Source organism: Comamonas sp. AG1104, assembly GCF_003350425.1.
Taxonomy (GTDB): Bacteria; Pseudomonadota; Gammaproteobacteria; order Burkholderiales; family Burkholderiaceae_C; genus Comamonas; species Comamonas testosteroni.
In genome coordinates this window covers 166589-181251 of the sequence record NZ_QQAS01000001.1, presented here as the reverse complement: position 1 = coordinate 181251, position 14663 = coordinate 166589, and the positions used below count along the sequence as shown (strand labels likewise).

The following is a 14663-nucleotide window of genomic DNA, read 5'->3' as shown; positions in this document are numbered from 1 at the left end:
TCGATTCAGGCCGCCAGGTGCAGCATCTGCCTGGCCTCACTGGGAGTGGCGACTTCACGGCCCACATCACGCGCATAGCGCGCCAACTGCTCGATCAGCGGAGCGTTGGATGTGACCTTGCTACCGTCCGGCAGATAGAAAGTGTCTTCCAGTCCGCTGCGCAGATGCCCGCCGAGCTCGGCCGTGCGCAGATGGGTGGGCCAGATCTCGCTGCGCCCGATCAGCGTGGTCTGCCAGGGCGCATCCTTGATCTTGAGCCTGAGCAGGATTGGCAGCAGATCCGGGTCTGCCGGCATACCTGACTCCACCCCCATCACGAAGTTGTATTCGGGCAGGCCCCGGTACATGCCGGTCTCCACATACATGCCCACGCAGCGCACAATGCCCACATCAAAGCACTCGAACTCGGGCAGCGTCTGGGTCTCGGCCATCACATCGAGAAAGTCCTGCACCTTGGCGGGCTGATTGTCGAACAGCATGGGCGGCCAGGCCCAGCTTCCGTTGCTGCGGGTTTTGAGATAGTTGAGCGAGCCTGCATTGCAAGCCGCCATCTCGGGTCGCGTGGCACGCAGGCAGTCCAGCGGTCCCTGGTAATCGGGGCCAACCACCCCGGTGGTCTGATTGATGATGAGCTCCGGGCAGGCTGCACGCATGGCATCCACGCAGGCCCTGGCCACTGCCGGATCCCAGCTGGGCAGATGGCCCTTGCCCTCCTCCTGGCGCCTGAAGTGGACATGCACCACCGATGCGCCCGCGTCATAGGCTCGGCGTGCTTCCTGCGCCAGTTGCTCTGGCGTCACGGGCACATGATGCTGATTCGGGTCGGTCAGCACCCCGGTAATGGAACAGGTAATAATGGCTTTATCGGACATATTGCTCCTTGAATAGAAGCTGACAACGCTTTACACATAAGCGTTTCAGGCTGATTTCGCTCAAACCTCCCGGCAACAGCTGAGGCTGCTGCGACAGCCGCGCTAGATACGCCACTGGCGCGCGGCCAGCTCTTTCATGATTTCCTCGGTGCCGCCGCCAATCGTCAGCACCTTGACTTCGCGGTAAATGCGCTCGCTCAGCGTGCCGCGCATAAAGCCCATGCCGCCCAGGATCTGCACCGCCGTATCGGCGCAGAACTGCATGGTCTGGGTGGCATGGTTCTTGAGCACGCAGACCTCGCCCACCCAGTCCGCACCGCTATCGCCGCCATCGGCACGTGCACAGACGGCGTTGAGCCAGGCTTCGGTGCTGCGCAGGCGCTGCTGCATGTCCACCAACTTGTGGCGTATGACCTGATGCTGATTGAGCGTCACGCCAAAGGTCTGGCGCTGCTGCGCCCAGGCCAGCGCCTCGTCATAACAGGCCTGGGCAAAGCCCAGCGCAGCGCAGGCAATGCCCAGGCGCTCGCCGTTGAAGTTCTGCATGATGGCGCGAAAGCCCTCGCCCTCAGCCCCGAGCAGATGACTGGCAGGCACGCGCACGCCATCAAAAAACAGATGGGCGGTATCCGAGCATTGCCAGCCCATCTTGTGCAGCTGGCTGCGGCGCAGTCCCGCACTCTCGCCGGGCACCAGGATCAGAGAGATACCGGATGCACCTCGTTGCTCGCCCGTGCGCACCGCCACCGTGATCCAGTCCGCACGCATGCCCGAGGTGATGAAGGTCTTCTCGCCCTCGATCACATACTCGTTGCCATCGCGCCTGGCCCTAGTGCGCAGTGCCGCCACGTCCGATCCACCGCCAGGCTCGGTAATCGCCAGGGCCGCTATCTTGCGGCCTGCCAGCACATCGGGCACCACCTGCTTCTTGAGCGCATCGCTGCCCAGAGCCACCACAGGCGGCAGGCCGATGTTGTGCGACAACAGGCTGGCCAGCACTCCGCCGCTGCCCCCGTAGCGGCACAGCGCCAGCCACAAAACGGCGCGCAGACCGTGCGTGGCCACAGTACCACCGAGCTCCTGGGGGTAGCCAATGCCGAGCAGCCCCAGCTCGGCGGCCTGGCGATAGAGCTGGCGCGGGAACTCTCCCGCCTCGTCCCAGGCCGTGACATGAGGAGCGATATGCTCACGCGCAAAGCGGCGCACCATGTCATAGAGCATGTCGCGTTCAGTGGCATCAGTCATGCAGTGTCTCCAGACCTGGGCGCCAGTTTCAGCAGCACCTGGCCCGGCGCAACCTGCTGGCCGCCATTGACCAGCACGGCCTCCACCCGGCAGTCGGCCTTCACGCTCAGGCTGTGCTCCAGCTTCATGGATTCGACGACCACGACCACATCGCCAGCCTTGAGCGCCTGCCCGGTCTCCACGCCCAGTTGCACCACACGGCCGTTGAACGGTGCGCGCAGCTCTGCAGTCTGGCCCGCTGCAGCCACATTCTCGGGCGGGGCATAGCTGACATCTTCGACCCACCAGTCCACACCGCCAGCCTGCAGATGCCAGCGCGTCCCGCCCTGCCCTGCGGGCAGTTGCACTGCATGCACGGTTTGGGTCAGGCCCGCCGATCTCGCTCGCCAGCCATAGGCCAGCAACTCGTCGACCTGCAGCAGCGCAGGCTCTGCGCCGTGCCGGTGCAGCAGCCAGCTTTGTTCAGTCTCGGGCCGCAGCGCCAGCTCCTGTGCCCGGCCCCGGTGCTGAAGCTTGCGCAACTGGGCATAGCTGCAAGCCAGCGGCCCCGGCCTTTGGCCCACGGCGCACAGCGCTCCCCAATGCTGGTGCGCAAGAGCTTCCTTTTCTCGCAGCAGTTGCTGCAAGCGTGACGCATCCCCCGTCAGATAGGAGATCAGGGCCTGGCCCCGCCTGAACACCTCGTCGTTCAGGCATTCAATCAGAAAAGCTCGATTGGTCGGCAAGCCCAGTACCGTGAGCCGGCCCAGTGCATGAATCAGCCTGTCAATGGCTTGTTCTCGCGTTGGCGCATGGACGATCAGCTTGCCCAGCATGGCGTCGTAATAGGGTGTGACTTCGCTGCCGGTATGCAATGCGTGGTCAAAGCGCAGCGGCGCGCGGTTGAAGACGGCGGCCTCGGGGGCTGAGAAATGCCGTACCACGCCGGTATGGGGCTGAAAGTTCTCGTCTTCGGCGCACAACCGCACCTCGATGGCATGGCCGTCGAGCCGAACCTGCTGCTGCGTCAACGGCAAGGCCTCGCCACGCGCCACGCGAATCTGCCACTCGACCAGATCCAGGCCCGTCAAGGCCTCGGTCACAGGATGCTCGACCTGCAGTCTGGTATTCATCTCCATCAGATAGAACTGTCGGCCTTCGACCAGAAACTCCACCGTACCCGCCCCCACATAGCCTGCCGCCTTGGCCAGGGCCACGGCGCAGCTGCCCATGTGCTCGCGCAGCTCGGCGTTGACGGCCGGACTGGGGGCTTCCTCGATGATCTTCTGGTGGCGACGCTGAACCGAGCAGTCGCGCTCCCCCAGATGAATCACATGGCCATGCCCGTCGGCAAACACCTGCACTTCCACATGACGCGGGTGCATGACGGCACGCTCCACCAGCAAGTCACCATTGCCGAAGCCAGCCAGCGCTTCCGAACGTGCACTGTTCAGAGCGGCATGCAGCTGCTGGGCACTTTCCACCAGCCGCATGCCGCGCCCGCCGCCACCGGCCACCGCCTTGACCATGACAGGGTAGCCAATCATGGCTGCTTCGTCGGCAAAGCGCGCATCGCTCTGGTCATTGCCCTCATAGCCCGGCAGACAGGGGACGCCATGGGTCTTGGCCAGTTGCTTGGCGGCCGCCTTGCTGCCGAGCTGGCGGATCGCGGCCGGCGGTGGGCCAATCCAGATCAGGCCCGCGTCCTGCACAGCCTGGGCAAAGCCCGCATCCTCACTGAGAAAGCCGTAACCGGGATGAATGGCATCAGCCCCTGTCGCCTTGGCGGCCGCCAGCAGCTTGTTCACGTCCAGATAGCTCTGTGCCGATGTCAGCCCGCCCAGTGCATAGGCCTGCGTGGACTGTTGCACATGTAGGCTTTGCGCATCCGCATCCGAGTACACCGCCACGGTCTCTATGCCCATGCGCCTGGCCGTGGCCATGATGCGCAGCGCAATCTCGCCACGATTGGCAATCAGAATGCGCTTCATGATGTGCCTCCTGCATTGCAGGTCCAGGGAGCGGGCTGCTTGCTGGAAAAGGCCTTGAGCCCGGCCCCCGCTTCAGCGCTGCGCAGCGCACTGGCAAAGGCCTGCGCACCCTGGTTCAGCGATGCATCCAGACTTTGCCCGCCAATGGCTGCCAGCAGCTTTTTGGTGAGAGCCACCGCCTGCGGTGCTGCCTGCGCGCAGATCTCGAGCTGCTGCTGCAGCTGACTGTGCCAGTGGGCAGTGTCTGTGGCCTGGATCACGGTCTGCACCAGGCCTGCCTGCTGCGCCTGGTTTGCGGACCAGCGCTGACCGCCCAGCAGCCATTGGCGAGCCAAGCCATCGCCCAGCCTGCGCAACACAAAAGGCGCGATCTGCGCGGGCACAATGCCCAGCGTCACCTCGGGTGTGGCAAAGACGGCCTGCTGATCCGCCACCACCCAGTCGGCCACGCAGACCAGCCCCACACCGCCGCCCATGGCTGCGCCCTGCACGGCAGCGATCAGCAACTGGGGCAGCTCTACCAGTTGCTGCAGCAGCTGACCAAACTCGCGGTTGACCTGAACCAGCGGGTCCTGCGCCCCCTCAGGCAGCGGCGAGCCTATGCTGCTGGCAAAGCCTCCCAGGCTGCCGCCCGCACAGAAATGCCCGCCGTTGCCGCACAGCACGACCACGCGCAGCTGTGAATCCTTCTGCGCTCTTGTGGCCTGATCGCGCAAGGCCTGCACCATCTCATCGGTCAGCGCATTGCGGGTTTGCGGCGAGTTCAGCCGCCACCATTCCACAAAGCCGTTGCCCAAGGGCAGGCGTTCGATTTCAAGCACCTGAGTCATGCGCCGCTCCTCAGTGCGCCTGGCGCTTGATCAGCCCCATGGTCTTGCCGATGATGCCCAGCATGACCTCGTCAGCACCGCCGCCTATCGAGCCCAGGCGCCCGTCGCGGTAAAGGCGCGAGACGCGGTTGTCCCAGGTGAAGCCCATACCACCCCAGAACTGCAGACAGGTGTCGGCCACTTCGCGCGTCAGCCGCCCCGACTTGAGCTTGGCCATGCTGGCCAGCTGCAGCGCATCGTGGCCCGCCATATACATCTGGGCAGCACGATAGGTCAGTGCCCGCAGGGCCTCGACTTCGGTCTGCAACTCGGCCAGCTTGAACTGCACCCATTGCTGATCAATCAGGGTGCTGCCGAACATCTGGCGCTGCTGCGCCCACTCGATGGTCTGCTGAATGCAATCCTCCATGGCGAGCAGGCCACTGGCCGATGCCCAGAGCCGCTCCTCCTGAAACTGCTGCATCTGATAGATGAAGCCCTGCCCCTCCTGCCCCACCAGATAGCGCTGCGGCACGCGCACCTCGTCAAAAAACAGCAGGCCCGTGTCCGAGGAGTTCATGCCGATCTTGCGCAGCTTCTGCGCCACTTCCACGCCCTTGGTCAGCTTGCCGCGCGGGCCGTCACGCAGCGGCACCATGATGAGACTTTTATTCTTGTGCACCGGTCCATCGCCGGTGTTGACCAGCATGCACATCCAGTCCGCCTGAATGCTGTTGGTGATCCACATCTTCTGGCCGCTGATGACGTAGTCATCGCCATCCTTGCGGGCATGGCTTTTGATGCCCGATACATCGCTGCCCGCACCGGGCTCGCTCACGCCTATGCAGCCCACCATATCGCCCGCAATGGCGGGAGCCAGGAACTGCTCGCGCAAGGCATCGCTGCCAAAGCGTGCCAGTGCGGGCGTGCACATATCGGTCTGCACACCAATGGCCATGGGCACGCCGCCGCAGCGGATATGGCCCAGTGTCTCGGCCATCATCAGGCTATAGGAATAGTCCAGACCCGAGCCGCCATAGGCTTCGGGCTTGGTCAGGCCCAGCAAGCCCAGATCGCCCAGACCCTTGAAGACCTGGTGTGCGGGAAAGATTTCCTCTTCCTCCCATGCGTCGACATAGGGATTGATCTTCTCGTCTATATAGCGCTTGAGGGTCTTGCGCACTTCCAGATGTTCATGGGTCCATTGCATGGCTTGTCTCCGTCGAGTCCTGTTTGGAAGAAAAAGGGAAGAGGTGCCGCACTACATGCGCGCGACCCCGAACTGCATGGGACGCAAGGTGCGCTGCTGCGCTTCGTGCAAGGTCTGCAGGCAAAACGAGAGCACTTCGCGGGTGTCGCGCGGATCGATCACGCCGTCATCCAGCAGCAGCCCACTGGTCACCAGCGCATCGGCCTGGGCCTCGAACATGGCCACGATCTGGTCGTACTGCTTTTGCATCTGCTCGGCATCGACGGGCAAGCCCTTGCGTGCCATGGCAGCCTCGGTGACCTGACGCATGGTGCTGGCCGCCTGCTCGCCGCCCATCACCGCCGTCTTGGCGCCGGGCCAGCTGAACAGAAAGCGCGGTGCATAGCCGCGGCCGCACATTCCGTAGTTGCCCGCACCGAAGCTGGCCCCGCACTGGATGGTGATCTGCGGCACGCTGGCATTGGTCACGGCCTGAATCATCTTGCTGCCGTGCTTGATCATGCCGGCCTGCTCGCTGTCCTTGCCCACCATATAGCCCGTGGTGTTCTGCAGATAGATGATGGGATGACCGAGCTGGCACATCCATTGGATGAAATGCGCAGCCTTGTTGGCACCAGCCACATCGATGGGACCGTTGTTGGAGATCAGGCCCACGGCATGGCCCCCGATATGCGCCTGCGCACACAGCGTGGCCGCACCGTAGCCGGACTTGAACAGCAGCAGCTCTGAACCATCGACCAGCCGCGCCATGACTTCGTGCATATCCACTGGCTCGCGATGGTGCGCCGGCATCAGCCCCAAGAGCTCATCGGCCTCGTAACGCGGCTCGACGATTCCTGAACCAATAGCCTCCTGTTTGGATATATCAAGCGCTTCAGGCCTTTTCCACTGCGACAGCTGAGACACCACAGCGCGCGCCATTCCCAGGGCATGGCGATCGTCCTCCGCCAGATACTCGCCCAGCCCCGAGACACTGGTGTGCATTTCGGCACCTCCCAGCTCTTCCTCGGTCGCGATCTCGCCGGTCGCCGCCTTGAGCAGGGGCGGCCCGGCCAGAAAGGCGCGCGAGCGACCGCGCACCATGATGACCACGTCCGACAATCCGGGCATATAGGCACCGCCGGCCGTGCCCGAGCCATGCTGCACGGTGATGACAGGCAAACCTGCCGCCGACAACCGCGCCAGGTTGCGAAACAAGGCTCCGCCCATCACAAAGCCCTCGACGCGGTAGCGCATGAGATTGGCGCCTGCACTCTCCACCAGATGAATGAAGGGCAGCTGGTTCTGCAGCGCGATCTCCTGCACGCGCAGCATCTTGTCCAGGCCTTTTTCCTGGATGGCTCCCGCCTCGATGCCAGAGTCGCTGGCTACCACCATGCAGCGCACGCCGCTAACAAAGCCGATGCCCGCCAGCATTCCGCCTCCGGGAACCGACTTGGCGGGGTCTTCCTGGTCCAGCATGAAACCCGCCAGCGTGCACAGCGGCAACCATGGCGTTCCTGCATCCAGCAGCAAGGCAACTCTCTCTCGCGGCAGCAACTGGCCGCGCTTTTCAAACTGCGGCTTGGCCCGCTGCGACGCCTGGGCCGCCCGCTGCTCCAGCTCTCGCAGCGCGGCGATGCGCGCCAGCGTGGCAGCCCGGCGCTGCTGCGCCTGTTCGCCGGCTGCATTCCATTGCGATGCAAAGACGCTCATGACTGAAACACCTTGGGAGTCTGGTAGAGAGAAAAGCCGTCAAAGGCACGCACTGCGCCGCGCTGCTGCACCTCGGCGCTGGCAGCCACCGTGCCCATGCCCATGCGCACCTGGGGACGGGCACCGTCGACGCGCAAAACCGTGCCGCTGATGAAACTGGCTGCGGGACTGAGCAAAAACACGATGGAGGCGGAAACCTCGGCCTCGTTGCCAAAGCGCCCAGCCGGCACGGTAGCGGGCATCTTTCGCAACATGGCAGCCGCTTCGGGTGGGTATTGATCCATGCCGCTGGAGGCGATGTAGCCGGGTGCGATGGCATTCACACGCACGCCATGGGATGCCCATTCCGCAGCCGCCGTCTCAGTAAGGCTGACCATGCCCGCTCGCGCCGCACCGCTGTGCCCCATGCCCGGCATCGAGCCCCACATGTCGGCCACCATGTTGACGATGGAGCCACCATGCTTTGCCATGTGTTGCACAAAGCATTCGCGCGCCATCAGAAAGCCGCCTGTGAGATTGGTGTCCAGCACGGCCTGCCAGCCCTTGGCTCCGATGCTGGCCAGGGGCGCGATGTACTGCCCACCCGCGTTATTGACCAGGGCGTCGATGCGCCCGTGGCGGGCCAGAACCTCGGCCACCAGCGCTTTGACGGCAGCCTCATCCCGTATATCCGCTCTGTGCCAGCTGACTCTATCCTCAGGTACTCCGACCTGCTGCAGCTCGGCTTGAACCGCAGCCAGCTTGTCCTGATTGCGTCCCACCAGGGCGACTGTGGCCCCCAGGGATGCGAGCTCGTGCGCAACACAGCGACCGATTCCCGAGCCGCTACCGGTCACCACAACCACCTGCCCCGCAAACAGTGCGGCACGGAATACGGATTGGTACATCAACGCTCTCCAATGAATAAGGCCAGGGCTTGCTCGGTAAGCTCATCCAGCGTCAGCCCACGGCCCTCGGTAAACCATTGAGCCGTCCAGTTCAGCGCACCGAAGATCAACAGGCGTGCAATCTCGGGACTTGCCTTGAGCTTTCCCGTGTGGTGAAGGGCCTGCAGTGCGGGCATCCACTGCGCCTCGTATTCGTCTTTTTGCGCTCCCACATCCACGCGCTGCTCATCACTGAGCAGTCTCCATTCGTACAGCATGACGGGAATGAAGTCACTCTCCGGGCCGACCATGATCTGCAGGTGATTGCGCACCAGGGACCGCAGGCGCTGCACACCGCTGGCACGCGCCGTCAGCCCATCCAGTGCAGCGGCCTGGCTGGCGGCAGCCTGTGCCATTCCATCGCGCATGACCGCATGCAGGATGGCCTCCTTGCTCTCGAAAAAATAGAACAGGGAACCTGGCTGCATACCTGCAGCTGCAGCGATATCGCGTGTGCTGGTGCCATGAAATCCGCGCTGCCTGAACAGCTGCGCCGCGACCTTCACCAGTTCGCCACGACGCATGCTTTCATTGCGCTCATCGGCCGATTTCGGAGGCCTGCCTCGACCGCGCTTTTTTTCCATGACTGCTTCATGACTTATTTGCATGAGATGCAGCATATCGGCCTTTTTTATTTTTACCAATCATTTGCTCTGTAAAAATAACTAGGGCTTTCACTCAAGGGTTTTCAAGCAATCAGCTCTCGAGCGGCCTGGCGCGGTAAAGGCCAGGAGAGCTGCCCGTCCAGCCCTTGAATGCACGTTGAAACGCCGCCGCGTCGGCGAACCCCAGATCTGCCGCCAGCTCTGTAAAGCTGACTTTGCTGGTCCCCAGCCGAGAGACCGCGATGTCTCGGCGAAGCTCATCTTTGATGGCCTGAAAGGACGTGCCTGCAGCAGCCAGCTTGCGCTGCAGCGTGGGGGCGGACATGTTCAGCTCGGCGGCCGTAGCTTCCAGTCCTGCCCACTGCGGACGCGACTGCAGCAAATGGGCATGCACCCGGGCATCCACACCTTCTCCGGTACGCGGCGGCATGATGGCCGCCGCCGGCCAGCTGGCCACAAAGGTCTGCAAAGCCTGCTCGTCGCGGCTGCAGACACGGGCGAGCTTGCGCGCATCAAACCAGAATGCCGAAAACGGCAGGCCGAAATGCAGAGGCGCAGGAAAGGTGTCGCCGTAGTCGTTGGCGTAATCGGGCTGCCCGAAGGCAAAGTCAAAGTACTGCACCTTGAGCGTACCGCCCATCAGCCAGGCAGTAAGCCGCCACAGCACACGCAGGGAAAACTCATAGAGGAAATTGGGCAGCGGCTCATCCCCCACCGGGCGCAGCACAATGCCAGCCAGCGCTCCATCACGCACCAGTTGCACATCCACCTGGTCCTGCAGCAGCACATGGGCCTGGCACATGCGCTGCAGCGCGGTCTCCATTCCGTGCCCTGAAAGGGCCTGACGCGCAATCAGCTCCAGACTGCCGCGCTTGAGCGGTCTGGAGAACTGGCACATGGCCTCGTCTCCCAGCATCTCCACCACTCGCCACATCAGCGCCACATACTGGTCTGCCGTGACTCTGGCGCCTTCCTGTACCAACAGCAAAGGGGCTATGCCTGCACGCAGCAGCAGCTCCTCGCAGTCATGCCCTCGTCTTCTCACCCCGGCAGCAATACCCCGCACCAATGCCATGGAGATCGTAAAAGGAACGATAGAAGCAGCAGCCATGAAAAGATCACCTTGAGGTCTTATGACATACGAAAGATGCGCTCGGCAATGGGTTTGCGCATCGGTAAATCCTACGATGGCTCTCATTGCTCGACACCTGTTTGCCACTTTCCCAAGGAGCCCCCATGAGTCGCGATGTGTTTGTTGCCGGCGTAGGCATGATTCCATTTGCCAAGCCCGGAAAGAGTGATCCCTACTTCCAGATGGGCTCCAGCGCCACGTCCCTGGCGCTGGCAGATGCGGGCCTCGCGTATGACGCAGTGCAGCAAGCCTATGTGGGCTATGTCTACGGTGACTCCACCTCCGGCCAGAGAGCGCTGTATGAGGTGGGCATGTCCGGCATTCCCATCGTCAACGTCAACAACAACTGCTCTACCGGCTCTACCGCACTGTTCCTGGCACGCCAGGCCGTGGCCAGCGGCGCTGCAGACTGCGTGCTGGCCCTGGGGTTCGAACAGATGACCCCCGGTGCACTGGGCTCGGTCTTCAGTGACCGGCCCAGCCCCTTTGACCGATTCGAAGCGGAAACCGATGCCCTGGTCGGCGACAACGGCGTGCCACTGGCCCTTCGCTACTTCGGCGGAGCAGGCAAGGCGCATATGGAACAGTACGGCACGCAGCTTTCCACCTTCGCCAAGATCCGCGCCAAAGCCAGCCGCCATGCGGCGCACAATCCCCTGGCCCTGTTCCGCACCGAGGTTACGGAGGAAGAGGTCATGGCCTCCCCCGTGATGTGGCCCTGCGTGATGACCCGGCTCATGGCCTGCCCACCCACCTGTGGCGCGGCCGCCGCCCTGCTGGTGTCCGAAGCCTATGCGCTCAAGCATGGCCTGGATCACAGCGTGCGCATCCGCGCCCAGTCCATGACCACGGACAGCCCCAGGACCTTCGAGGCTCACGATATGCGCGAAGTAGTGGGCTTCAGCATGGCACAGGACGCTGCGCGCCAGGTCTATGAGCAGGCGGGCATCAGTCCCCAGGACGTGGACGTGGTGGAGCTGCATGACTGCTTTGCGCAGAACGAACTGCTGACCTACGAAGCCCTGGGCCTGTGCCCCGTGGGCGGCGCGGAAAAGTTTGTCTGCGACGGCGACAACACCTACGGCGGCAAGTTCGTGACCAATCCATCGGGCGGTCTGCTATCTAAAGGCCATCCATTAGGTGCCACGGGACTTGCGCAGTGCACAGAACTGGTTCAGCAACTGCGTGGCCGCGCCGACCAGCGGCAGGTTGCCAATGCCCGCCTGGCGCTGCAGCACAACCTCGGACTGGGCGGTGCGTGCGTGGTGACTTTGTACGAACGCGTCTGAAAGGCTTCGCATGATTGACAAAAAATGGATAGGGTTTGAACTGCCCGCGTCCGAGCTGAGTATTGACCGCAGCCGCCTGCGTTTTTTTGCCAAAGCCATTGGCGAGACCAGCCCCCTCTATACCGATGTGACTGTCGCGCGCAATGCGGGCTATGCCGACCTGCCTGCACCGCCCACTTTTCTGTTCGCCGCAGAACTGGACAGCGGCGCCAGCGACCAGCTGCTGCAAAAGCTGGAGGTACCGATTGCCAAAATTTTGCATGGCGAGCAAAGCTTTTGCTACCACCAGAGCGCCTGTGCGGGAGACACCATCACCGTGCGCTCCAGGGTGGATGACATCTATGACAAGAAAAATGGTGCATTGGAGTTCATCGTGAAGTCATCACGCGCCACCAACCAGCACGACCAGCTTGTGGCGGAAATGCGCACAGTCATCGTGGTGCGCAACTGAGGAAATCAGACAAGATGAAGACTCCTCGTTTTGATGAGATTCAGGTGGGAGACACCCTGCCCGCATTGAATCTTCCGCCCATCAGCCGCACAACTCTGGCCTTGTTTGCAGGCGCCTCTGGCGATCACAACCCCATTCATATCGATACCGACTTTGCCCGCAAGGCCGGTATGCCCGATGTCTTTGCGCAGGGAATGCTGAGCATGGCATGGCTGGGCCGCCTCATCACTCAATGGGTACCTCAGTCACAGCTGCGCCGCTTCGACGTGCGCTTTCAGGGCATTACCCATCTGGCCAATGCGATCTCGTGCACGGGCCGCGTTGTGGAAAAACGCGATGCAGATCGCAGCGTCCGCATCGAGGTGCAAAGCAGCAACCAGCATGGCCAGACCAAGATCGCGGGCGATGCCTGGATCAGATTGCCCTGAGAACGTATTGACGCACCCAAGGAGACAGCAATGACAAGAAAACTCGACGGCAAGGTGGCCCTGGTTTCAGGCTCAGGCCGCGGCATTGGCCGCAACATCGCACTCAAACTGGCCAGTGAAGGCGCCAGACTGGTCATCAACGACCTGGATTCCGAACCCGCCGAAGAAACCATTGCCCTGATCCGCGAGATGGGCGGCGATGCCGTGGCCTGCGCCGGCAATGTCACCCACACCGACTTTGCCGAACGCTTTGTGGGCACCGCTGTGCAGGAGTTCAAAGGGCTGGACATCATCATCAACAACGCGGGCTACACCTGGGACAACGTGATTCAGAAAATGACGGACGAGCAGTGGTATGCCATGCTGGACTGCCATATGACTGCGCCGTTTCGCATACTGCGAGCGGCCCAGCCCGTTATCAAAGCGCTGTCCAAGTCTGAGATGGATGCAGGCCAGCGCGTGATGCGCAAAGTAGTCAACATCTCCTCCGTTGCTGGCCTGTTTGGCAATGCGGGGCAGAGCAACTACTCCGCCGCAAAGGCCGGCATTACAGGCCTGACCATGACACTGGCCAAGGAATGGGGTCGCCTGAACGTCAACGTGAACTGCGTGGCTTTTGGCCTTATCAAGACCCGCCTCACCAACTCAGCTGCAGCAGGTGAAACTGCCAATATTGAAGGGCGAGAAATCAAGGTCGGCGTGAACCCCGGCCTGATGGCAGCCATGGAGCAGACCATTCCTTTGGGCCGTGGCGGCACCCCCGAAGAAGCGGCAGGAGCCGTTTATCTGTTTTGCCAGCCTGAGTCGGACTACATCAGCGGCCAGACCTTGATGTGTACCGGCGGCCTGACAGGAGTGTGAGCGTGAACATCTTGCCCAGAGTCCTTCAACACCCGTGGATGGATAGCGACATAGAGACTTTTCGCGAGCAGGTTCGTCGCTATGTTGAGCGTGAGCTCGCACCCCATCTCCCAGCCTGGCGCGCTCAGGGTTATGTGCCACGCGAAACCTGGCGCGGCTTTGGCGAGCATGGCTTTCTACTGCCTGAGATGGATGAACAATGGGGCGGTGGCGGCGGCAACATGGCCTATCAGCTCGTCGTGCAAGATGAGCTAACCAAGGCTGAGATCCCCTCCATCACCGGCGTGCACACCATTTCTGCACACTACATCTCGGCCTATGGAACGCCCGAGCAAAAGCAGCGCTGGCTGCCCAAACTGTGCAGCGGCGAGATGCTGACCGGCATTGCCATGACCGAGCCCAGCATGGGCTCCGACCTCAAGGCCATGTGCACCCGCGCCGTGCGCGACGGAGACGACTATGTCATCAATGGCTCCAAAACCTTCATCACCAACGGCTTCACCGCCAACCTGCTGGTCGTCGCAGTACGTACCGGCGATGTGGGCAGTGGCGGCGTATCACTGGTGGTTCTGGAGACTGAAAACCTTGCCGGCTTTCGCGTGGGCCGCCGGCTGGAAAAAATCGGCCAGCATGCCTCCGACACGGCAGAGCTGTTCTTTGAAGACATGCGCATTCCCGCCCGCCACCTGCTGGGTGGCATCGAAGGCCAGGGCTTCAAGCAACTGATGAGCCAGCTGCCCTATGAGCGCATGCTGCTGGGCGTGGCTGCGGCGGCAGCCATTGAACGCGCCGTGGAACTGACAGTGGACTACACCCTGCAGCGCAAGGCCTTTGGCCAGGCGATTGCCGACTTTCAGAACACCCGCTTCAAGCTGGCCGAATGCGCAACCACCGCCCATGTGGTGCGCAGCTTTGTCAACGACTGCATACAGCGCCTGCTCGACGGTACTCTGGATAACGAGGCCGCCTATATGGCCAAGTGGTGGTGCAGCGAGCAGCAGTGCAAGGTGATGGATGAATGCCTGCAGCTGTTTGGAGGCTATGGCTATATGCAGGAGTACCCGATTGCCCGCATGTACACCGATGCCCGTATTCAAAAAATTTATGGCGGCACCAATGAAATCATGAAGGACCTGATCGCCAGACGCCTTTTCGCCCAATAGCCTCGCA

At 62.3% G+C, this 14663-nt stretch carries 14 protein-coding genes; 5 read left to right on the top strand and 9 right to left on the bottom strand.

Annotated features, from left to right (window positions below):
• Positions 1-5: 5 nt before the first annotated feature.
• The 9 genes from DFO48_RS00835 to DFO48_RS00795 all read right to left on the bottom strand — a co-directional run bounded on the left by DFO48_RS00835 (position 6) and on the right by DFO48_RS00795 (position 10443).
• A complete protein-coding gene (locus tag DFO48_RS00835; RefSeq protein ID WP_003080624.1) occupies positions 6-872 on the bottom strand; it encodes a 3-keto-5-aminohexanoate cleavage protein in 867 nt (288 codons plus the stop codon).
• Between the two features lie 102 nt (positions 873-974).
• Positions 975-2117 (bottom strand): acyl-CoA dehydrogenase family protein, encoded by a 1143-nt coding sequence (locus tag DFO48_RS00830; protein WP_114862259.1) that lies wholly within the window; start codon positions 2115-2117, stop codon positions 975-977.
• Positions 2114-4087, bottom strand: a complete 1974-nt coding sequence (locus tag DFO48_RS00825; RefSeq protein ID WP_114862258.1) for a biotin carboxylase N-terminal domain-containing protein — start codon at positions 4085-4087, stop codon at positions 2114-2116. Before DFO48_RS00825 ends, DFO48_RS00830 begins: the two co-directional genes overlap by 4 nt.
• The gene (locus DFO48_RS00820; protein ID WP_114862257.1) at positions 4084-4917 is read right to left on the bottom strand and encodes an enoyl-CoA hydratase/isomerase family protein; all 834 of its coding nucleotides are present in this window, start codon (positions 4915-4917) and stop codon (positions 4084-4086) included. The genes DFO48_RS00825 and DFO48_RS00820 overlap by 4 nt, the downstream gene beginning before the upstream one ends.
• 10 nt (positions 4918-4927) lie before the next feature.
• The gene (locus DFO48_RS00815) at positions 4928-6106 is read right to left on the bottom strand and encodes an acyl-CoA dehydrogenase family protein (protein ID WP_114862256.1); all 1179 of its coding nucleotides are present in this window, start codon (positions 6104-6106) and stop codon (positions 4928-4930) included.
• 51 nt (positions 6107-6157) lie between these two features.
• Positions 6158-7801, bottom strand: coding sequence for an acyl-CoA carboxylase subunit beta (locus DFO48_RS00810; protein ID WP_114862255.1), 1644 nt, complete (start codon positions 7799-7801; stop codon positions 6158-6160).
• Positions 7798-8688: an SDR family oxidoreductase gene (locus DFO48_RS00805; protein ID WP_114862254.1), complete on the bottom strand. Its 891-nt coding sequence runs from the start codon at positions 8686-8688 to the stop codon at positions 7798-7800. The genes DFO48_RS00810 and DFO48_RS00805 overlap by 4 nt, the downstream gene beginning before the upstream one ends.
• Positions 8688-9311 carry a TetR/AcrR family transcriptional regulator gene (locus DFO48_RS00800; RefSeq protein WP_233506260.1) on the bottom strand — a complete coding sequence of 208 codons (624 nt, stop codon included), beginning with the start codon at positions 9309-9311 and terminating at the stop codon, positions 8688-8690. The genes DFO48_RS00805 and DFO48_RS00800 overlap by 1 nt, the downstream gene beginning before the upstream one ends.
• Positions 9312-9423: 112 nt before the next feature.
• Positions 9424-10443, bottom strand: coding sequence for an AraC family transcriptional regulator (locus tag DFO48_RS00795; protein ID WP_114862253.1), 1020 nt, complete (start codon positions 10441-10443; stop codon positions 9424-9426).
• A gap of 125 nt (positions 10444-10568) precedes the next feature.
• Here DFO48_RS00795 and DFO48_RS00790 point away from each other — a divergent pair, with 125 nt between their 5' ends.
• The 5 genes from DFO48_RS00790 to DFO48_RS00770 are packed head-to-tail and all read left to right on the top strand — an operon-like array spanning position 10569 to position 14656.
• Positions 10569-11753, top strand: coding sequence for a lipid-transfer protein (locus tag DFO48_RS00790; RefSeq protein WP_114862252.1), 1185 nt, complete (start codon positions 10569-10571; stop codon positions 11751-11753).
• 10 nt (positions 11754-11763) lie between these two features.
• Positions 11764-12204: a MaoC family dehydratase N-terminal domain-containing protein gene (locus DFO48_RS00785; protein ID WP_114862251.1), complete on the top strand. Its 441-nt coding sequence runs from the start codon at positions 11764-11766 to the stop codon at positions 12202-12204.
• 14 nt (positions 12205-12218) lie between these two features.
• On the top strand, positions 12219-12632 hold the full coding sequence (locus DFO48_RS00780; protein ID WP_114862250.1) for a MaoC family dehydratase: 414 nt from the start codon (positions 12219-12221) through the stop codon (positions 12630-12632).
• A 30-nt stretch (positions 12633-12662) separates the two neighbouring features.
• Complete coding sequence (locus DFO48_RS00775; RefSeq protein ID WP_003080648.1) at positions 12663-13493, top strand: SDR family NAD(P)-dependent oxidoreductase; 831 nt, start codon at positions 12663-12665, stop codon at positions 13491-13493.
• A 38-nt stretch (positions 13494-13531) separates the two neighbouring features.
• Positions 13532-14656 carry an acyl-CoA dehydrogenase family protein gene (locus DFO48_RS00770; protein WP_370449551.1) on the top strand — a complete coding sequence of 375 codons (1125 nt, stop codon included), beginning with the start codon at positions 13532-13534 and terminating at the stop codon, positions 14654-14656.
• The last annotated feature ends 7 nt before the right edge of the window (positions 14657-14663 follow it).